The organism is Leisingera sp. M658, assembly GCF_025144145.1.
Lineage (GTDB): Bacteria > Pseudomonadota > Alphaproteobacteria > Rhodobacterales > Rhodobacteraceae > Leisingera.
Genome location: NZ_CP083552.1, coordinates 55,982 through 76,148, shown reverse-complemented (window position 1 = coordinate 76,148; position 20,167 = coordinate 55,982). Strand labels below are relative to the sequence as shown.

At 62.1% G+C, this 20,167-nt stretch carries 18 protein-coding genes and 1 pseudogene; 4 read left to right on the top strand and 15 right to left on the bottom strand.

The features are described 5' to 3' along the window. Position 1: 1 nt before the first annotated feature. The gene (locus K3724_RS23710) at positions 2 to 1,300 is read right to left on the bottom strand and encodes a TRAP transporter large permease (protein WP_129373375.1); all 1,299 of its coding nucleotides are present in this window, start codon (positions 1,298 to 1,300) and stop codon (positions 2 to 4) included. Continuing rightward, positions 1,297 to 1,767, bottom strand: a complete 471-nt coding sequence (locus K3724_RS23705) for a TRAP transporter small permease (protein WP_259993275.1) — start codon at positions 1,765 to 1,767, stop codon at positions 1,297 to 1,299. Before K3724_RS23705 ends, K3724_RS23710 begins: the two co-directional genes overlap by 4 nt. A 112-nt stretch (positions 1,768 to 1,879) precedes the next feature. Between K3724_RS23705 and K3724_RS23700 the strand changes: the two genes are divergently transcribed. Further along, entirely contained in the window at positions 1,880 to 2,806 is a 927-nt protein-coding gene (locus tag K3724_RS23700; protein WP_259993274.1) for a LysR substrate-binding domain-containing protein, read from the top strand. Between the two features lie 19 nt (positions 2,807 to 2,825). Here the strand turns inward: K3724_RS23700 and K3724_RS23695 are convergent. Continuing rightward, positions 2,826 to 3,624, bottom strand: a pseudogene (locus K3724_RS23695) (IS5 family transposase). 62 nt (positions 3,625 to 3,686) lie between these two features. Next, positions 3,687 to 4,505 (bottom strand): LuxR family transcriptional regulator, encoded by an 819-nt coding sequence (locus K3724_RS23690; RefSeq protein WP_259993273.1) that lies wholly within the window; start codon positions 4,503 to 4,505, stop codon positions 3,687 to 3,689. Positions 4,506 to 4,637: 132 nt separating this feature from the next. On the opposite strand from K3724_RS23690, the gene K3724_RS23685 reads away from it, so the two are divergent. Next, positions 4,638 to 5,759: an aminotransferase gene (locus K3724_RS23685; protein WP_259993271.1), complete on the top strand. Its 1,122-nt coding sequence runs from the start codon at positions 4,638 to 4,640 to the stop codon at positions 5,757 to 5,759. A 54-nt stretch (positions 5,760 to 5,813) separates the two neighbouring features. On the opposite strand, the gene K3724_RS23680 is transcribed toward K3724_RS23685, so the two are convergent. Then, on the bottom strand, positions 5,814 to 6,905 hold the full coding sequence (locus tag K3724_RS23680) for an aminomethyltransferase family protein (RefSeq protein ID WP_259993269.1): 1,092 nt from the start codon (positions 6,903 to 6,905) through the stop codon (positions 5,814 to 5,816). Positions 6,906 to 6,919: 14 nt separating this feature from the next. Continuing rightward, entirely contained in the window at positions 6,920 to 8,461 is a 1,542-nt protein-coding gene (locus K3724_RS23675; RefSeq protein WP_259993268.1) for a trimethylamine methyltransferase family protein, read from the bottom strand. A gap of 117 nt (positions 8,462 to 8,578) precedes the next feature. Between K3724_RS23675 and K3724_RS23670 the strand changes: the two genes are divergently transcribed. Both K3724_RS23670 and K3724_RS23665 read left to right on the top strand, forming a co-directional pair. Further along, entirely contained in the window at positions 8,579 to 9,448 is an 870-nt protein-coding gene (locus K3724_RS23670) for a LysR substrate-binding domain-containing protein (RefSeq protein ID WP_259993267.1), read from the top strand. 289 nt (positions 9,449 to 9,737) lie between these two features. Continuing rightward, positions 9,738 to 9,872, top strand: coding sequence for a hypothetical protein (locus K3724_RS23665; protein WP_259993266.1), 135 nt, complete (start codon positions 9,738 to 9,740; stop codon positions 9,870 to 9,872). Positions 9,873 to 9,980: 108 nt separating this feature from the next. Here K3724_RS23665 and K3724_RS23660 read toward each other — a convergent pair whose 3' ends face one another. From K3724_RS23660 to K3724_RS23620, 9 genes are all read right to left on the bottom strand, one after another. Then, positions 9,981 to 11,240, bottom strand: a complete 1,260-nt coding sequence (locus tag K3724_RS23660) for an aminotransferase class I/II-fold pyridoxal phosphate-dependent enzyme (protein ID WP_259993265.1) — start codon at positions 11,238 to 11,240, stop codon at positions 9,981 to 9,983. Between the two features lie 57 nt (positions 11,241 to 11,297). Further along, positions 11,298 to 12,209 carry an acetaldehyde dehydrogenase (acetylating) gene (locus K3724_RS23655; RefSeq protein WP_259993264.1) on the bottom strand — a complete coding sequence of 304 codons (912 nt, stop codon included), beginning with the start codon at positions 12,207 to 12,209 and terminating at the stop codon, positions 11,298 to 11,300. Continuing rightward, the gene (gene dmpG, locus K3724_RS23650; protein ID WP_259993263.1) at positions 12,206 to 13,246 is read right to left on the bottom strand and encodes a 4-hydroxy-2-oxovalerate aldolase; all 1,041 of its coding nucleotides are present in this window, start codon (positions 13,244 to 13,246) and stop codon (positions 12,206 to 12,208) included. The genes K3724_RS23655 and dmpG overlap by 4 nt, the downstream gene beginning before the upstream one ends. Before the next feature lie 72 nt (positions 13,247 to 13,318). Next, the gene (locus tag K3724_RS23645) at positions 13,319 to 14,506 is read right to left on the bottom strand and encodes an ATP-grasp domain-containing protein (RefSeq protein ID WP_259993262.1); all 1,188 of its coding nucleotides are present in this window, start codon (positions 14,504 to 14,506) and stop codon (positions 13,319 to 13,321) included. Then, the gene (locus tag K3724_RS23640; RefSeq protein ID WP_259993261.1) at positions 14,499 to 15,581 is read right to left on the bottom strand and encodes an AbrB family transcriptional regulator; all 1,083 of its coding nucleotides are present in this window, start codon (positions 15,579 to 15,581) and stop codon (positions 14,499 to 14,501) included. The genes K3724_RS23645 and K3724_RS23640 overlap by 8 nt, the downstream gene beginning before the upstream one ends. After that, positions 15,581 to 17,002 carry an FAD/NAD(P)-binding protein gene (locus K3724_RS23635; RefSeq protein WP_259993259.1) on the bottom strand — a complete coding sequence of 474 codons (1,422 nt, stop codon included), beginning with the start codon at positions 17,000 to 17,002 and terminating at the stop codon, positions 15,581 to 15,583. The genes K3724_RS23640 and K3724_RS23635 overlap by 1 nt, the downstream gene beginning before the upstream one ends. 48 nt (positions 17,003 to 17,050) lie before the next feature. Beyond that, positions 17,051 to 18,295, bottom strand: coding sequence for an acetyl-CoA carboxylase biotin carboxylase subunit family protein (locus K3724_RS23630; RefSeq protein WP_259993258.1), 1,245 nt, complete (start codon positions 18,293 to 18,295; stop codon positions 17,051 to 17,053). A 314-nt stretch (positions 18,296 to 18,609) separates the two neighbouring features. Continuing rightward, positions 18,610 to 18,933, bottom strand: coding sequence for a hypothetical protein (locus K3724_RS23625; protein ID WP_259993256.1), 324 nt, complete (start codon positions 18,931 to 18,933; stop codon positions 18,610 to 18,612). Positions 18,934 to 19,172: 239 nt separating this feature from the next. Beyond that, entirely contained in the window at positions 19,173 to 20,153 is a 981-nt protein-coding gene (locus tag K3724_RS23620; RefSeq protein WP_259993254.1) for a sterol desaturase family protein, read from the bottom strand. Between the last annotated feature and the right edge of the window lie 14 nt (positions 20,154 to 20,167).

The following is a 20,167-nucleotide window of genomic DNA, read 5'->3' as shown; positions in this document are numbered from 1 at the left end:
ATCAGTAGCCAAAGAACCGCGGCAGAAAGAGCGACAGGTCAGGCCATAGCGAGGTCAGAAAGACCACCGGCACATAGCCCGTCAGGATCAGGATCATCGCGGGCGGGATCACCTTGGTGACCTTCACATTGCCGATCCGCGCGCCAAGATAGAGGATCGAGGCATAGGGCGGCGTCACCCCGCCCATCGCGGTGTTCACGCCCATAATCGCGGCGAACTGCACCGGGGTGACGCCGATCGCCTGCATCAGCGGCAGCAACAGCGGCGCAATCAGGATGATGGCGGTGACGTCATTCACCACCATGCCGACGAGGAACAGCAGGATGTTGATAAAGATCAGCAACAGCACCTTGTTCTCGGTGATCTCGAAGATCGCGCTGACCATCTGCTGCGGGATGCCTTCGTAGACGAACATCTGGCTCAGGATCATCGAGAACAGGATCATCACCATAATCGCGCCCACGGCGGTCGCGGCCTCCTTGCCGGCATCCAGGAAGCTGTTCCATTTGAGGCCCTTGTAGATGAAGAAGCCAACCGGCAGCGCATAGATCACCGACAGTGCTGCGGCTTCGGTCGGGGTCATGATGCCGCCGTAAATGCCGCCCAGGATGATCACCGGCATCAGCAGCGCCGGGGTGGCGTTAAAGCCTTTTTTTGCAACGTCTCCGGCCAGCGCCGAGAAGCTGGGCGTGTCGTCCAGCACCAGGTCGAACTTGCGGCTCATCCACAGGTTCATGGCCGAAAAGTTGAACATGATCAGCAGGCCCGGCCCAAGGGTCGCCAGAAAACAGGCGAGGATCGAGGTATCGGTTACCCAGCCATAGACGATCATGGTGACCGACGGCGGGATCAGCAGCCCCAGGATGGACGAATTGGCAATCAGCGCGGTGGCGTATTCCCGCGGATAGCCGCGCTTTTCCATTTCGGGGATCAGCAGCGGGCCAATGGCGGCGATGCCGGTCAGGCCGGAGCCGGAGATCGCGCCGATGATGGCGCAGCTGACCGCAGCCACAACGCCCAGGCCGCCGCGGATATGGCCGATGAAGGCATTGACGAAGTTCAAGAGCGAGGCCGCGATACCGCTGGCCGACATGATGGTGCCCGCCAGCACGAACAGCGGAATGGCCAGCAGCACCGGGTTGCCCAGCTGCTGGGAGCCCCACAGCATCATGCCTTTCATGGTCACATCGCCCAGGAAATACATGATCATCAGGGAGGCCCCAAAGCAGTAGGGCAGCGGCACGCCAAGGGTCAGCGTCAGCACCAGGACAGCAATGGCAAGAAGGGCGATTTCGATCATTGTGCAGCTCCGGCGCGCAGGTCGTTGATATGGCGCAGCAAATGCACCGCGGTGTAGAGCATCATCAGGGCCAGTCCGGCCGCCAGCGCCACTTCGGAAAAGAATGTCGGCAGGTACAGCGTCGGGCTCTCCTTCCAGACCCGCCAGGCATATTGCGTGTACTCCCACGCCCAGCTCAGCAGCCACAGGCCGACCGTCAGGCTGATAACCTCGCCGATGATCGCCAGCACGGTATGGCCGCGCTCTGTCTTGATGGCGATTTCCAGCACGTTGGCACGGATGTGGGTGTCCTCGCGCGAGGCGTTGACGGCCCCCAGAAGATAGAGCCAGACAGTGGGGTAGAGCATGGTTTCCTCCAGCCCCATCACCGGGATCTGCAGCAAATAGCGGGTGACCACCTGAACGAACTGGCCCAGGGCCACCAGGCAGATCAGCCCGGTCAGCAGATATTTTGAAAATGTGTCCATCTGTCCTCCTTCCGGTGTCCCCTCACCGGGTTTGGCGGATTTGGCTGGACAAGGGGCATAAGATCAATTTCAAAATATCTGTGACTCCATAAATTGCCTTGATACCTATGCCATGAATTTCTCAATCCGCCAGATCTTCACCTTTCGCGAGGTCATGCGCAGCGGCTCCATCTCCCAGGCCGCGCGCACCGTCGGGCGCACCCAGCCCGCCGTCAGCACCATGATCTCGACGCTGGAGGGGGAGCTGGGCTTCAGCCTGTTTGTCCGCGAGCAGGGAAAACTGATCCCGACCCCGGAAGCCCGGTTCTTTCTGGAGGAATGCGAGACCGTCCTTGAACGCATTGAGCGGATCGAGCGCACGGTGAGCAAAATCCGCTCGCACGAGGCCGGCAGGCTGCGCATCGCTTGCCACCCGGCGGCAGCGGGGCTTTTCATGCCGCGGATTCTAACGGATTTTCTTCAAGGCAAGGATGAGCTGGAGGTCTCGCTGATCATGCGCTCGTCGGATGTGATCGAGGATCTGATCGCGTCGCAGCAATTCGACATCGGATTTGCCGAAACACCGGTGCCGCGCCCCTCGGTCCGGCAGATGGATTTCGATCTCGAATGCGTCTGCGTGCTTCCTGCCGACGATCCGCTTGCAGCCGCCGAAGAGATTACACCGCAGGATCTGGACGGGCAGCCGATGGCCGCGTTGTTCGACGAACACCCGCTGACGGCCCGGACAGAGGCCGCATTTCACAGGAGCGGCTGCCGGTTCCGCAAACGGCTGGAGCTGCGCACCTGGACGCCGGGCCTGCAATTCGTTGCAGCGGGTATGTGCTACATGATTTGCGACATGATCACCGCCTACGGCTGCCTGCAGCAGCGCCAGACCACGGCCGGCCTGGTGATTCGCCGGTTCCGCCCCCGGATCAGCACCGGTGTTTCGATACTAACACCGGGCTACGCGGCACAATCCCTGACCTCACAGGCCTTCACCACCCGGCTTTGCCAGTCCATCGAAAGTATGCAGGCTCAAATGAACAGCAGCCTCTAGGCTCTGGCCTCATTGAGTTTCAAAGCCAGTAGATAACGAGGGCTGCAAGCGCGATTGCTGACAGGAAGACTTTTGGGCATCTGTCGTATCGTGTTGCAACCCGCCGCCAGTCCTTCAGCCTGCCGAACATAATCTCAATGCGGTTGCGCCGCTTGTACCGGCGCTTGTCGTATCTGATGGCTTTCTTGCGCTGCTTTCGACCGGGGATGCAGGCGCGTATCCCTTTGTCTTTCAACGCTTCTCTAAACCAATCGGCATCATACCCGCGATCTCCGAGAAGCCATTGGACGTCAGGCAGGCCACTTAGCAGCGCCTTTGCACCGGTGTAATCACTGACCTGTCCGGCGGTCACGAACAGGTTCAGTGGACGCCCCTGGCTGTCACAGATTGCGTGCAGCTTAGTGTTCATGCCGCCCTTAGTGCGCCCGATCAGGCGCCCACGCCCCCCTTTTTAACCCCAAGACTGGAGGCCGTACGGTGTGCTTTCAGGTAAGTTGCGTCCATTGCCCGGCAGGGCATCACGAGGTGATGTCCCGAGAGGGGATCATCACGGTCTTTTCCTCACCGTGATCAGCAGCCAGACCGGCCATCATCTGGGCAAAGATGCCTTTGTCGCTCCACCGCTTCCAACGGTTGTACAAAGTCTTGTGCGGGCCGTAATCTTTGGGAGCATCACGCCAGCGCAAGCCATTGCGATTGATGAAGATAATTCCGCTCAGAACACGCCGGTCATCAACACGCGGCTTACCGTGGGACTTCGGAAAATAAGGCTCAAGACGGGCCATCTGCGCGTCCGTCAGCCAGAAAAGATCAGACATATCACCGCTCATTTTTCGAACCGTGAATCACACCACCCACCGGAAATCAATGGGTCCTGGCCCTAAGACCGCTGCCGGGTCTTGGCCTGCCAGTGCAGGAAGGCGTTGAACAGCTGCTGCTGGGTGCTGATGCCCAGTTTGGCATAGGCGTTCCTGCGGTGGGTTTTGACTGTTGGCAGAGCAATCCCCAGGGTCAGGCTGATTGACAGGCTGGAATGCCCCTTAAGGATCAGCTGCACAATCTCTGCCTCGCGCGGGGACAGGGTGCTGCGGGCGAAGTCCTGCAGTTTCCGCTCCGGTTCTGCCGGGGCCGGGCTGTCCGTATGGCGGGACCAAAGCCGGCGGAAGGCAGCCGCAAACAGCGGCAGAAAAGGGCGCAGCCGGGCCTGCAGATCATCCGGAAAACCGCCCTCGGCGGCGGGACGGGCAAAGCTGATCTCGCCCATGGCATCCTCTGGCAGCGCCGCCAGCAGGGTGAGTTCCTGCAGCCCGGCAGGCCAGCCGGGGGTGCGGTAGCCGATTTCCTCGGCGTCCTCGGCCAGAACGCCGGCGGCTTCAGCGGAGAGATTCCAATTGTCGGGTGCCAGATCGGCCATCCGGTACAGCCCCGGCGGCAGCCCGTCGAGGATTGCGTTATAGACCGGATTGAGCAGATAAGTGCTGCGGGCATAAAGCTGCACCGCCTCCTTGGCGCCGCCTTCGGGATAGGTGTCGCACAGGTAAACAGGACACTGGCCCTTGCGGTTGACGACGCAGAAAGCGGCGGTGAAGGGCAGCAGATGGCCGGCGGCGGCGATCAGGTACGGCGCGCCGCCATGGCCGTCAATGACCCTGGCCAGCGCCTGGGCCGCCGCTGCGATGTCAGTGTCTTGGAATTCCACAGTCCCCTCCCGGTCCGGGCGCCATAGCACGGCGGGGCGCGCGGCGCATCATCCTTGGGGATGATGGCAGGGGCGGGCAAAGCCGCCTAGGGTCGGGGGCGGCATCTGCGCAGGAAGTTAAGGACATAAATCATGCATATAGATCCCTTTGGCGTCGAAATCTGGATGAACGAATGGGAGACCAAATGCGAATGGAATCTGGCTGAAACCTGTGTTGAAAGCCTGACCATCGCTGAGCTGCTGCAGCTGGCGGGCAAGACCCCCGCAGACCTGTCTGATCTGCTGGGCATGAAGATGACCTATGGCGCCATTGAGGGCTCGGACCGGCTGCGCCGCGCCATTGCGGCGCTGTACACGCGGCAGGAGGTGGAAAACACCATTGTCACCCATGGCACCATCGGCGCCAATATGCTGGTGCATAAGGCGCTGGTGTCGCGCGGCGACCGCGTGGTGGCGGTGGTGCCGGCGTATCAGCAGCATTATTCGATCCCGGCCAGTATCGGCGCCGATGTACATCAGTTGCAGCTGCGCGAAGAAGACGGGTTTCTGCCGGATCTGGATGCGCTGCGGGCCCTGGTCACGGCGGATACCAGGCTGATTGCCATCAGCAATCCCAACAATCCCACCGGTGCGCTGATGGACCGGGGGATGCTGGAGGAGATCGCCGGTATTGCCCGTGCGGCCGGCGCCTGGATCCTGTGCGACGAGGTTTATCGCGGCACCGATCAGGAGGGGGACGGCATCACCGCCTCGATTGCGGATATCTATGAAAAGGGGATTTCGACGGGTGGCATGTCCAAGGCTTATTCCCTGGCGGGGCTGCGGCTGGGCTGGATTGCGGCGCCGCAGGAGGTTATCGGGGCGGTGTCTGTTCACCGCGATTACGACACGATTTCGGTGGGCATGATCAACGACCATTTTGCCGCGCTGGCGCTGGAGAACCGCGATCAGGTTCTGGCGCGCAGCCAGCGCATCACCCGCGGCAATCTGGCGATCCTTGCCGCCTGGGTGGACCGGGAGCTGCGGATATCCTGGGTGAGGCCGCGCTCGGGCACCACCGCGTTGCTGAAATACGATCTGCCCATGGCATCGCGTGATTTCTGCGTGGCGCTGCTGCAGCAGACGGGGGTGATGTTCACGCCGGGGTCGGCCCTGGGCATGGAAGGTTATGTGCGCATCGGCTATGCCAACGGGGCGGAGATCCTGCAGGAAGGCCTGGCGCGGGTGTCGGCGTTTTTGGCGGCGCAGGGCTAGGGCGCGGAGGGCGGGCAGTTCAGGTGCCCGCCCTCTGCCGTTCTGCAGGACGGGTCAGCCGTGGGTGCGGGTTTTTTGCGGGTCGTAGACCGGGCTTTGCGTCACGATTGCCGTGGTTTCCAGGGTGCCGCCGGCGACCTGCAGAACGGTGCCGATGGCGATGCCGGGGCGGATATGGGCCAATGCCAGGGATTTGCCCAAACGGTGCGAATAGCAGGGGCTGTTGATCACGCCGACCTGTTCGCCGTCCAGCAGCAGCGTCTCGCCGCCCTCAACCATGTCCGGGTGATTGATATCGAGGCAGACATTACGGATCTTCGCAGCGTCCTTTGCCGCCATCAGGGCGTCTTTGCCGCGGAAGTTGTTCTTGGACGCGCTGACGGTGAAGCCCAGGCCAACTTCCCAAGGGGTGTTGTCCGCTGTCATGTCGTAGCCATAGAACAGCAGCCCGGCCTCAATCCGCACCTTGTCCAGCGCAGTGAAAGAACAGGGCATCACGCCACCCGCCGCCAGCTGGTCCCAGATATCGGTGACTGCTGCGGAACCGGCAAAGATCTCATAGCCGCGCTCGCCGGAGTAACCTGTGCGTGAAATCCGGCAGGGATGGCCGAACAGGGTGGCCGGGGTATGTTCGAAGTATCCCAATGCGGCCAGATCGGTGCCGCAATGGGCATTCAGGATTTCCAGTGCGGCCGGGCCTTGGACCGAGATGTCATGCAGATCGTCGGTGAATTCCACGAACACGTCGCGGCCTTCGGCGGAAGCCTGAAGCAGGGCCATGGTATCGCCGGAGCCATGCACGATCATCCATTCATCGCCGCCGTTGTTCGACACGATGGCATCGTCTGCGATGCCGCCATCCTCGGTCAGAACACACAGGTAGGCGGCCTTGCCCGGGGTGACTTTGCTAAGGTCGCGGGTGGTCAGGTGGTCGAGCACGGCCTGCGCGTCAGAGCCGCGCACAAAGACCTTTTTCAGCGGCGACATGTCGAACATGCCGGCCCGTTCGCGCACCGCGTCGTGTTCGTCGTTCGGGTCGGTGCTGTAGCTCCAGGCGGTGCCCATGCCGTTCCAGTCCTCCAGTCCCGATCCAAGGGCGGTGTGGCGGGAGGCAAGCGCCGATGTGCGGCTCAGTTCTGCGGTCATCTTATGGTCCTTTTTCAATACCATTCGTCGGGCATGGCGGCTTTGCGCTGTGCCACGAAGTCATTCAGGGCGGTGCAGGTGCTGTCCGGCATCGGCGGCGGCTGATACTCTGCCAGCATCTGCTGCCAGCGTGCCGTTGCGCGCTGATCCGCAGTCAGGCGGCCGTTTTCCTCCCAGGTCTCGTAGGGGCCGGCATCGGGGATCTGCGGTTCATAATTGGCGGTGGTGTAGTGACGCAGGGTGTGGCCGGTGGACAGGAAGTTCTCGCCCGGCCCGGCCTCGCCGTAGGCATCGCGGCCAAAATCCTCGTCTTCCACGGTGAACCCCTGCAGCATCTTCAGCATCGCGCCGCAGTGGTCGAGGTCCATGATGAATTTCTCGTAAGACATCACCAGCCCGCCTTCGAGCCAGCCCGCCGCGTGCCAGACCTGATGACCACCCGACAGCAGCGTCGCCCACATCGCCCCGGCGCTGTCCTGCATCGCCTGGCCGTCGGGTGCGTTTGAAGCGGTGACCTGGCCGCCGCCCGACCGCACCGGCACCCCCAGCCGGCGGCCCAGCTGGGTGATTGCCATGGTGGCGAGGTTCGCCTCGGGCGAGCCGAAGGTCAGCGCGCCGCTGCGCAGGTTCATCGAGGAATGGAAGCTGCCGAACACCACCGGGCAGCCGGGGCGCACCAGCTGGGCGAGGGCAATGCCCGCCATCGCCTCGGCCAGGGTCTGGGCGGCGACGGCAGCGGGGGAGAGCGGCCCCATGGCGCCGGCAAAGATCGCGGGGGAGATGCAGACGCATTGATTGGCTGCTGCGTAGATGCGCAGGGCGCCGGACATGGTTTCGTCATAGATCAGCGGCGAGTTGACGTTGATATTGGCCTGCATCACCGCGTGGCGGTCCAGGAAGCCGGCGCCAAAGGCCAACCGCGCCATATCAATGCTGTCCTGCGCGCCCTGGGCTGAGGTGACGCCGCCCATGAACGGTTTGTCCGACAGGGTGAGATGCGCCAGCACCATGTCGAGATGGCGTTTGTTCACCGGCACGTCCGTCGGCTCTACCACGGTGCCGCCGGAATGGTGCAGCGCGGGGGACAGATGCGATAGCTTCACGAAATTCGCGAAATCCGCCAGCGTGGCATAGCGGCGGCCCTGCGCCAGATCGCTGACAAAGGGGGAGCCATAGCCCGGCATCAGCACCAGATTGCTGCCGCCCAGGGTGACCGTGCGGGCAGGGTTCCGCCCGTGCAGCTGAAACTCGGCGGGTGCGGTGGCGCAGAGCTGCCGGGCATGGCCCGGCGCAAAGCGGACGCGGGGGCCATCAACTGTTGCGCCGGCCCCGGCCAGCAGCCTGAGGGCAATACCATCGCCGCGGAATTCAACCCCGATATGCTCCAGGATCCAATCCGCCTGGGTCTCGATCCGGGCCAGCGCAGTATCCTCCAGCAGATCATAGGCGGGGATGTTGCGGCGCTGGTAGATAGGTGTTGCCTGCGGTGCATTGTGCCGGGTCAGCCGCCCCCGGCGCGACCGGCCGCGCTGGGTGATATGCGTATCAGCGTTCATATTTCCCAACTTGAAGCCTCCCGAGTGAATGTTCCGGGGTCTATATTTTAGGAATCTGCGCGCCCGGCAATCGATTTTATTTGTGCACTGCGTTCAGGAAATTTATACGGTTGCCTTATGTCTGTAGAATTCCGCCACCACGACAGCCTGCGGCTGTTTGTTGAAATCGCCCGCCACCGCAGTTTTTCAGATGCCGCCGGGGCGCTGAACATGACCAAGGGCGCGGTCAGCTATCAGGTCAAAACGCTGGAGGCGGAGCTGGGGTTTGCCCTGTTCCAGCGCAATGCCCGCGGGGTGGAGATCACTGCGGCGGGGCAGAAACTGCTGGCCGCCTGTCAAAGCCATTACGAGGATATCGAGGCCGGGGTTCTGGCGCTGAAGGGCGTCTCCAGCCGCACGCTGACGGTAGGTGTTTCAACCTATTTTGCCGCCCGCTGGCTGTCGCCGCGGCTGATGTCGTTCATGCAAGAGCACCCGGATATCCAGCTGCGGCTGCAGCCGATGATCCGGCTGTTCGATCTGGAGGCGCAGGGCGTGGATATCGCGATCCGCTGGGGCAGCGGCCAATGGGAGGACGGGGAGATCACCCCGTTCATGCCTTGCCCGGCCTATCCCGTCGGCAATGCGGCGGCGCTGGAACAGGTGGAGCGGCAGGGCATCGCGCAGGCGGTTGCCAGCATGACGCTGCTGCGCGACCATGATGACAGCAACGCCTGGAGCGATTGGCAGCAAGCGGCGGGGCTGCCGCAGCAAGCGCGCCGTGATGCGCTGATCATCCCCGACCCCAACGTGCGGGTGCAGGCGGTCATCGACGGGCAGGGGATTGCGCTGATGGATGCGCTGATCGCGCGCGAGCTGGAAGAGGCCAAGCTGTTCCGCCTGTCGGACCACGCATTGACGGACTATGGCTATTTTCTGGTGCGTCCGCGGCAAAGCAGTCTGCAGACCGGCGTCAAGGCCTTTGCCGATTGGCTGCAAAGCCAGTAGCGGTTTTTACTGCCGGGGAATGCGCTGCCTCCTCTGCACCTCTCCGCTATGATTATCTGTTTGTCATTGGGGGGCGGTCCGGAAGGCTTGCGGGGCCATCTGCTTCGCCATATCCACCTGCCACTACAAGTCCCGGCGGACCACTGCCCGGCAGGGCATCGCGCAGCGATGTCCCGAGAGGGGATCAGGCTGCCGTCGAACGGCGGATCAAGGAGATCGCAGAGACGCGTGCACGCAATGGCTATCTGGACCCGCCGGATATCATCAACGCGCGGCATTTCTTGGCCGTATGGCACCTCAACCGTCACCGCGTGCGCCGGTGCAGCAGAGCTTTCGCAAGGCGCTGATGCAGGGCCTCAGCTCGGCCGAATATGGCTTTGTGCTGCCGATTGCCGCCTTGGGGGCCGCAACCTGCTGCTGCTGATTTATGCCGCCGTCCGGCTGCGGCTGGACTGGACACCACCGGACTGGCGCAACCGAACAGGCACAACCGGGCTGGGGAGGCGGGCTGGGGCCTGCCTCCCCAGCGGTGTCAGGAAACCACCTCCATCACCGGCGTCTGTACCGTCGGGAGGGGGTCAGCAGATTGCCGTGTTCTGGGCGTCTCCTCCAGCTCTGCCATACATCGCAGGATCTGACGTGCTCCCTGCCGGACCTGATCGGAGTCAATCGCATAGGACAAGCGAATATTGTCCGGCGCCCCGAAATGGCGCCCGGGCACAGCCGCAACGCCATATTCCTCCAGCAGCAAATTGCAAAGATCCTGATCGGTGCTGATCATCTGTTCGTGGTGCATGGACCCGAACACCCGCGAGATGTCTGGAAACAGGTAGAACGCACCCCCCGGACGGGCGCAACGGATCTGCGGCGCGCTGTCAAAGGCGGTCAGCAGGATGTCCCGCCGCGCCCGGTAGCCGGGCGTCATCCGTTGCGAAAACCCCTGATCGCCGTAGAGCGCCTCCGCTGCGGCGGCGGCAACGACAGGCGGCATGTTGGAAATCGAATTGCTGTTTAGCGTCGCGACCGCATCCGCCACCTCAGGCGGCGCGGCCAACAGCCCAGCACGCCAGCCCGGCATCCCGTAAAGCTTTGAAATACTGTCCACCTTGATAATCCGGGGTGCCAGATCGGGCGCGATATCCAGTAAGTGCGGGCAGGGATCATCCGTATAGACAAAGCGCTGGTAGACATCATCGCTGATGATCCAGACATCGTGACGGCGCAGCACCTCGGCCAGTGCCGCCAGCTCGGCCATGCTGTAAAGTGCACCGGTGGGGTTGGATGGGTTGTTCAGCACCAGTGCCACAACCCGCCCGCCCAGTACCGCTTCCAGTGTCGCCGGATCCAGTTTATAGCCCTGATGCAGCCCGCAATATGGCGTGCGCACTGCAACCCCGTTCAACCGGGCAATGTCAAAATAGGTCGGCCAGCAGGGGGCAGGAATGACCACGGTATCACCGGGCTCAAACAGCACCTGAAACAGTGAATAGAGCAGATGTTTGCCGCCTTGCCCCACCGCGATGTTCTCCGGACCGAAGCGGTCCAGCCCCAACTGCCCGAGGTATTGCAGATAGGCGGCGATCAGCCCTGCCTCGCCGCGACTGGGACCATAGCGGCACTGATCCGCATGGATGGCGGCAATGGCAGCGTCATAGACCCGCTGCGGCGGCGTGAAATTTGGCACCCCGATGGAGAAATCCACCACCGGCCTGTTCCGCGCCTGAATGCGGCCTGCCAGCTCAAGGATCGGACAGAACGGTGTGTTGCGATGTGCATTGGCCAGATCAGGCATGGCGCCCTCCTCCGGCCATGCGGGCAGCAGCATCCGGGCGGTTGTCTAAGCGGCCCATCACGCCACGCTCTCCATCGGTTGCGGCACCGCCGGAGCTGCCCCCCGCCTGTCTCCAGCACGGGCAATGGCCTCGGCCATCTTTGTGGCCGCCGCCGTGATGATGTCCAGATTGCCGGCCGATGGATCCAGATAGTCACCGGCGCCGGTCACCCGCACCATGGTGAACAACCGGTCGCCGGTGACATGCGGCTCGACAATCACGTCATAGCCTGGCACAGCCGCCCGCAGCCGTGTCACCGCCTTGGCGATGGCCGCCTCAGCCGCTGCCAGATCATGCCGCGCCGCCAGCGCCGATATCGCGGTCTGCATATAGACGTTTGGCTTGGCCGGGTTGATATTCAGGATCGCCTTGACGTTGGAGCAGCCGGTGAACTGCCTCAGCGCGCTTTCGGTGGTTTCGATGTAGTGATTGAGGTTCAACCGCGTCGCTGGACCCGCGCTTTCGGCGCTGATTGAGGACACTACTTCAAGATAATTGATATCCGGATTGGCCTCGGTCATGGCCTGCGCGATCGGGATTGAGGCCTGACCGCCGCAGGTGATCATATTGATATTGCTGGCCTTCAACAGCTCATCGCCATTCAGTGAGGGCACGCAAAGCGCCCCATTCGGAGCCGGGGTCAAGTTGACCACCACTTTGCCTGCCGCCTCTAGCGCGGGCGCATGGGCCTGATGCGCGGCCGAGGATGTCGCGTCAAACACCACGTCAAAACTGTCGAGCGCAGCAAACAGCCCCTCGGCGCCGCGATCCGTCACTGGAACGCCCCGGGCACGTGCCAGTGCCAGCCCGGGCGAGGCCGCATTGCGCCCGGCAAACAATGTGCAGTCCAGCAGCGCCGAACGCTGCACTTTGCACAGCACGTCACAGCCGATGTTTCCGCTGCCAATGATGGCGGTTCTCAGGGTCATGCCGTCACTCCTTTGCGCGGTTGCGCCGATGTTTGGGGGGCCGTCTTGGACAGATGCGCCGCAGCTGAGATGATCAAATCCTCCTGCCCGGCAACGGCGTTGCAGCGCGACAGTTCCTCGTAGATGAAGCGGGGCGAGACACCGAAATCCTGCGCCGCACGGGTCACATGTTTTTCAAACCCCGCGCAGACACCGTAGATACCGCTGATCAGGTTGGAGGTCCCCACGATCGTGCGCCGCTGCACCGGCGGCAGCTCCGGCAGCGCCTCCACCGCCTCGCAGAGCGCAAAAACATCGGTGCCGGTCTCAAAGCCGTAGCGTTCCAGCACCGCACAGAGCACCTCCAGCTGGGTATTGCCGGCACCGGCCCCAAACCCGCGCATAGTGCCATCCAATATAGTCGCCCCCGCTTCGGCGGCAGCAACGGAATTGGCAATTGCGAGGCCTAGATTGTTGTGGGCGTGAAAGCCAACCGGCACATCCAGTTCCCCGGCCAGAAGGCCAATTTTCCCGCTTGTGTCGCGCGGATCGTAATTGCCTGCGGAATCCATCAGGACAATGGCATTTGCACCATAAGAGACCTGACGCTGTGCCTGCGCCAGCAGCACCTCTGCAGGCGCCATATGGGTCATCATCAGCACGCCCTGCACATATTTGTCCTGGCTGCGGGCATATTCGATATAGCTTTGGGTCAGATCGCCCTCGGTACAATGCGAGGCAATGCGAAACACATCGACACCAATATCAATCGCGGCCTTGATGTCGGAAATCTTCGCAAAACCGGGGATCGCATGAATGCCCAGCTTGGTGCAGTTCAGATTGGCACGGGCGGTTTCCAGCATCTCATGATCCGCATGGCGCGCCATGCCCAGCTGCAGGGAGGACGCCCCCAGCCCGTTGCCATGTCCAACCTCGACCACATCCAGCCCGCAGCCATCAACGGTCCGGCAATAGGCGGCGATATCATCAAGGCTAAGCGTGTGGGCAATGGCATGGTTACCGTCGCGCAGAGTCGGGTCGTGGATGGCAATGGCCATGGTCTGGCTCCTTGTCATGGATCAGGGATTGAAGATGGAAATGGAGGAGGAACGCCGCGTGACCCTGCCGGATCACCTCAGCTCAATCTGGGCAACGGCTGCCTTAGCATGGGCCAGCGCCTGTTCCCGGTTGTCGCCGCGCGCCAGCACATAGGCCACCCGCGACGCAGCCGACAATACGGCATCATAGCGAGTGCCGGGCTTGGCCGAGGAATGCACCCGCGTCACGCCCTCGGCACTGGCGGCGCCTTCCAGGCCGGTGATTGCGCCCAGCATCTGGTCCTGCGCCAGGATATAGCGGATCGCCATCGCCCGCGCGGCGGGGGGCGGCGCGCTATACTCCAGCCCCAAGATCGCGGCAAAAGTCTCCTTGAAAACATCCGCACCGGTGGTCTCCAAGGTCATTTCCCAGATTTGATCGCCGCCATTGCGGGTCTGGGTCTCGATGACATAGACCGCCCCGTTGTGCAGCTTTACCTCGGTATGGGCCGGTCCGGTCCGGTAGCCGACCGCATCCAGCAGCAGGCGGACCCGTTCCCCAATGCGAGCCGCGTCATCAGCGCGCAATGGGGCCGGCTGAACATGGCCGCTTTCAATGAAATATGGCGCCCCGCTGGTGGTTTTTTCGGTGATGGCCAGCACCCGGTGCGCCCCTTCTACGGACATGGTTTCGACGCTGTACTCCGGGCCGGGAATGAAAGCCTCCGCGATCAGCTCCTCGCGGCCCGCCTGCAGGGCCCGTGACAGCGCGGTGCTGATATCCGTCGTGGCATCAATGAAATAGACACCCTCGCTTCCGCCGCCCTCTGCCGGTTTGATAATGCAGTCGCCGTGACGCGCCGCAAAATCGGCAATTTCATCCGCAGAGCGCACCCGGGCAAAGGGCACATCGGCAATCCCGCATCCGCGCAGCGTCTCCCGCATCCGCCGCTTGTTACGGGTCAGCTGCACTGTCGATACTTGGCAATTGCTGGGCAGATCCAGCGCCTCGGCGATATGCGCGGCAGTGAGGAAGCCGTATTCAGCAAACGAGAACACCGCATCAAACGGCGTTTTGCGATGCAACGCCCGGGCCAGCGCCACGCTGCTTTCGATATCCTCATAGTCCGTCACCACAACGGTTTCGGCATGATCCAGCAGGTGATCGGTCAGATGGGCGCGGGTCTGAAGCGCGCTGTACCGCAACCCCATGCCGCCAATGCGGACAAAGGTGTGGTCGCGCCCGCCGATCATCAGGATATTGCGCTTAGGCTCAGACATGACGCCCCCCCTTAAGTGTGGTCGTTTCGGTATCCTGTGGTTCGGGCCGGAAGAAGTCGCGGCTCATAAACATCGGCGCCATATGCAGTACCGACATCCGCAGCACATGGTTCAGCATCACAAAAGCAGGCTCCAACCCCAGCGCCAGCGCGGTCGCCACCATGACCTCTACCCCGCCGGGCACCCAGGACATGAACAGCACCAGAAACGGCTGGCCGGTGAGCAGGCTGAAGCCAAACGCCATGGCCACAGTAATGCCAAAGGTGATCGAGGTGACAATCAGCCCGGCCCGCAGGTAGCTGGCAATATCGTGACGGGTGATGTCCTTCAGCCGGATCCCGATCAGCCCGCCAAGCAGCGCCATGGCAAACAGCACCAGCGGTTCCGGCACCACAACCGGATCACTGCCAAGCCAAAGGTTGGCCCCCGCCGCCAGGATCAGCCCGGTGACCATATAGGGTGCCGGCATGGCAAAGCGCTCCAGCACACGCCCCACAACATAGGCCCCTGCCGCCAGCAGTAAAAAAGAGGCATATCCGGCCCATACGGCGGTGCCATCAGGCCCATCGGGCAGCGCGGCAATCTCCTGCGGAGCTTCTTGCGGGCCGGCAATCAGGAACACCGCAATCAGCAGCGCGATCATCCGCACCATATGGGCAAAGACCATCTTGGCCGATGTCTTGCCCTCTTCTCCGGTCAGGGTCATCACCGCTGCCATGGCGCCGGGCACCGCCCCCAAGAGGCTCTCGGCGCGGGTCCATTTTTCCACCCGGTAAAGCCATGTGAATCCAGCCGCCAGCTGCGCCGACATGCAGATCAGCAGTCCCGCAAGAATGGTCAGATCTGTCATCTCCTTAAGCATCTCGGCATTGAGCAGCGCCCCGACGCTGGCCCCTAGAATAAGCTGGATCACCACGATGGCCGCAGGCGGGGTGGCCAATACCAACCCCATTCGGCAGGCAACCAGAACCAACACCGCCGCCCCAAGGAGCTGCCCCAAAGGCAGGCCGCTCAGGTAGCCGAGGGCCGATCCGGCACAGGCCAGAAGCAGGGTGATCGCAAAATTCCGCAGCATCAGCCCACGCTCCGCAGGGTTTCAACCGGGGCCAGCGCAGAGCGGGTGGCAATCCGGGCCTGATGGTGGATCACGTCAATATTGTTGACCATGTAGAAGGTTCCGCAGGTCAACTGACCCAGAGCAAACAATCCCCGCGACGGGCGCCCGTCGCGGCTGGTGACCCGACAGTCCTCCAGCTGGACCTTGATGCCGCCGGTTGCATCCCGCTCCGCGAAGCCCTGGTCCAGCAGGCTGCGGATCAGCGGATTGGCCTCATCCAGCCCCCGTTGCAGGCCCGTCGCATTGATCACCGCATCGACCTCAACAGTGCCATCGGCGAACACCATACGATAACAGCCCTTGCGGAAGGTGACATCGCGCAGGCCGCTGCGATGGTTCAGCGCGCCGCTGGCCTGCAAGCCCGCAATCCGGTCCGCATTGGTGCGCGAGATCGGCACCCGCATATTCGACCACAGCCGATGGAAATGGCGCAGGAACGCCGCCTTGGCACGATCGCTCAGACTGGCCCAAAGCTGCGGGATCAGCATATTGGTCTCGGCCAGGATGCTCGACACCAGATCATTGTCGGCGCTGTCGGCACCGCGCAGCAGATCGGCAAAACTGACATCGACACCCTGATGCTGCATCTCGGCTTCAAACAGGTCCATCACCGCAGAGAGCGAGATCCGTCCGCCGTCACAGCCGTCACGCAATGCCGCCAGCCCCTCCGCCGTCAGATGGCGCAGCGCAACCGGGCGATAGGCGGTGACCGCCTTGGGCAGCCCTGCCCGGCGCGAGGTCATCAGCATCTGACGCCCATTCACGCCAAGCGCCACATCATAGGCGGTCAAACGACAGCCCAGTATGCCCACCCGCAGATGCTGCAACGCCTGAAGACGCGCCGCAGGATAGGGCGAACGGAAGTAACCCGGCGTGCCGCTCAACCCGTAGGGGTCCGCTTCCAGATTGGTGCCCAGGCACAGATAGACCATGTCATAGTCGGACCCGCTGCCTGCCCAGGACAGCTGATAAAGCGCGTCGGGGCGGCGGCTGGCGGCAATCGCTTCCACCTCGGCCCCGATGATACGGATCCGCCCGCCCGCAGCGCGCACCGTGCCGCACAGATCATCAAACCGGCTTTGCAGGAACCGCCCGAACAGCGCGCGCTGCAAAAAACCGTCCTCATCCGCCGCCGCGTCCCTTGCGCCGAACTGAACCAGCCAGTCGCGGAAATCATTGCGGCGCGACAGATACATCAGCTTCAGAGGCCGGTTGAGAAGATTGGTCTCCGAATCCTCCTGATAGGCAACACCGGGTCCAAAACTGCGGCTCTTGTCAAAGACATCCACCGAAAGCGCCGACAGATCGGGCAGAGTGGAAACCAGATTTTCCAGGACCGAGACACCGGCATAGCCCGCGCCAAGAACGGCGATCTTCATGTGGTACATCCTTATTTGAGCCTCAGGGAGTTGGACGGTTGCAACGGATCAGGCGGCGGCGCTGGTCTCCCACTGGCAGGCGCTGTGAAACCAGTCCTCCAGCTGCCGCAGTCGGGCGCGCAACTCGGCCTCACTCTCTCCTTCGACAATCGCGTTCAGGATTTCCGCATTGGTAAAGGCCATCTGACCATAGTGCCGCCCGGCCACGCCGCTCATCCGATAGGCCCGCACAAAATCAAACGGGCAACTCTCCGGCACACTTTGCAGAACGCCCTCGCGTGGCGGCACACAAAGCTGACCAACCAGCCGTTGCGGCTCCGTCATCATCTGCGGCATCGGCATCCTGTTAAACGCCGGATCCTGCATCGCCCGCAGGTAGGTCATGCGCGGATCGACCCCCCAGGCCTCGGTCATTTCCTGATTGAAGAACACACCCCCCAGCCGCGAGGCGATTTCGCCCAGAATGATGGTCCCATCCGGGCGGACAAACACCTCAAGATGGAACAGCAGGGTTGGCGGCGACGGCATCACCTCTTCGACCAGGCGGCGGGAGTAGGCCACCAACCGGTCGCGCAAGGGCGTTGCCGGCTCCAGCATATGCAGATCATGTGACTGCCCGCCCAGGAAATCCAGCGCAGAGGTCAGCACCCGAACGGGCGAGATCAAGATTGGCCGCCCCGCCACGTAGAGCCCGTTGACGATGTAATGATCTCCGGCAACAAAGCGTTCGATCATGGTGTTGTAAAAGGTGGAACTGTCCTGCGCCGCCAACCAGGCCGCCAGATCCGCGTCGCCCCGGATCACACAGACACCGTTGGAGCCGCGCCCGTCCCGCGGCTTGAGGACCACAGGAAATCCCAGCCTGTCGATAAAGCGGCGGATGTCCATCGCGCTGCGGACCACCGCCATCTCGCTCACCGGCAGTCCCGCCTCTTGCGCCCGTGCCTTCATCGCGTATTTGTCGCGAAACATTTCCAGCTGCACTGCAGCATTCCCGGACAGTCCAAGATAGTCATTCACCCGCGCCGCCCGCAGCACGTCGATCTCGGCCAGAGCCACACACAGGGGCTCCTTCAGCGATCGCGCGATATCAATCGCCGCCAGTTCAACTGCCGGGCTGTCATTGAAATTTTGAAAGAAGCGGATATCCAGCCCTTCAGGGAAGCTGCGCATCAGCGCCTCTTTGGCGCTGGCGCAAGTAAGGACAACATTATTCGGGCCGATCGCATCAATCCACTCTGTAACACTATGCTGAAAAAGGATTTTTGGCGGTGCAAATAGGATAATGTTCATGACGCGACGGAGCCTTCGGCAGAGATTCAAGAAAAATGTTGGCGTAAAGTTCAACACGCTCATTACGTGTTTTGCGCAACCTACAGGATGGTTAATATCCGTCAAGCGGCAGCTGTGTGAAGTTTACACAACGTTAAGGTGAGCGATTTTTCGCCGCTTAGCCCGCCGGATTCATCGTCTTCCAGGCAGGCCTCCGGTCGAAAACAACAGCGGCATCCCATCGTATACAGCGGCAACGCGACCTGATGCCGCAACTGCACAATCGAACCTGACGCAGCGCGCGCCTGTCTCTGCCGGCGCAATCACGGCTGTTATCAGCGGTAACCCGCCGCTTTATCAGGATCATGGCAGCCGCCGTAGGCGATCAAGCCGGTCTCCGCAAAGATCGGCTGTTCGGCGCATACGCTGAATGAGTGGGTGAAGAAGGCGGAAGCCGACAGCGGCAAGCGGGCGGGTGTTCCAACTGATGTCGCCGGCAGTGCGGGTCGAGGCCCCGAACCTGTCAGGCGAAAGCCTTTCCAAGCGTTGCCGCCCTGTGGAAGCTGGCGGCGGTCCGCCGCGGCAGCCAGGGCTTTGAGACGTTTGCGGCCGCCGTTAGCGGCATCGGAAACGCGGTATTTCAGATCGCGGGCAGCCACGGCACCAGCCTGCTGGCCGGCGGTTTTTATGATCTTGAGGACGGTGCAACCAGCTTCCGCCCCGAAACCGAGCGGCGTATGGACAACGGTCCGCTGTTGAAAGTCGCCGCCCAGGGTTTTGGCGCACCGGTATTGCCAGCCCCCGCATGCGTTGCGCGGGGACGGCTTGTTGTTTGTCTCCCTGGAGAAACGCGTCTAAGACCTGCCGCTGCCCGCCAACCCCCGGGCAGCGGCGGCGCTCATTTACCCATGATCCGTTTGCGGCGGTCCTGCATGCGCGCGTTGGCCTCGGCGGTCCCGTCGTGAAACGTGCCCATCCACTTGTCCCAGGGGATTTCAAGGCTGCCGTAATTGCACTCGAAATACCGGTGATGCATCTGGTGGTGGAAGGTGCCCAGGTTCAGGCGGTTCTTATCCTTAAGCAGAAGCCCCTGATAGCCGGTGTGCGTGGTCATTGCGGTCAGGAAGTAATACTGCAGATGATACAGGATATGCACCGGATGCGCGCCGATGATCAGGTGTACAAAGACGGATCCCAGAAAGACCATCTGCTCCACCGGGTGCTGCGACATCCCCGACCAGGGCCCGACATTGATGTTGCGGTGGTGCAGATAGTGCACGTGCTTATAGAGAAACGGGATGTGGATAGCCCGGTGGATGCAGTAGAAATACAGGCTTTCCCAAACCGGGATCAGAAAGAACAGGGCTACAAACCAGACCGGGCTGGCCGCCCAGGTGATCATTGGCATATAGCCATTGGACAGCGCCCAGAACAGCAGCACCTCATAGGCGGTCCAGATCACCACCCCGCTGCCCAGGGTCCAGAACATATTGTCGCGCACCTGGCCGCCCAGGGTGAATTGCCGGCCGTTCACCATCAGCGGCCTTGGATCGTATTTCAGCGCCTTACCCTGCTTGGAAAACGTGTAGAACCACAGATGCAGGCTGCCCCCGACCGCCAGCGCCAGCAGAAAATTGCGCACAAACATCGCCCCGATCCAGTCCGCGGCAAAGGTCCTGGTTTCTGCTAGCGGCGGCTGGAACCAGATGAAACTGATGAACGCGATGGCAACGATGATCAATTTCTCCGATATCAGAAACCATGAATTCCAGACCCATCGGGCCATCTCAGCCGGATTGGGCGGCCATGAAAAGAACGGTGAAATCCTGATCGGCACTTCTGGCAGATGGTGCCAGCCTTTCAGTCGGTTTTCGGACATTTGTATCTCCTGCG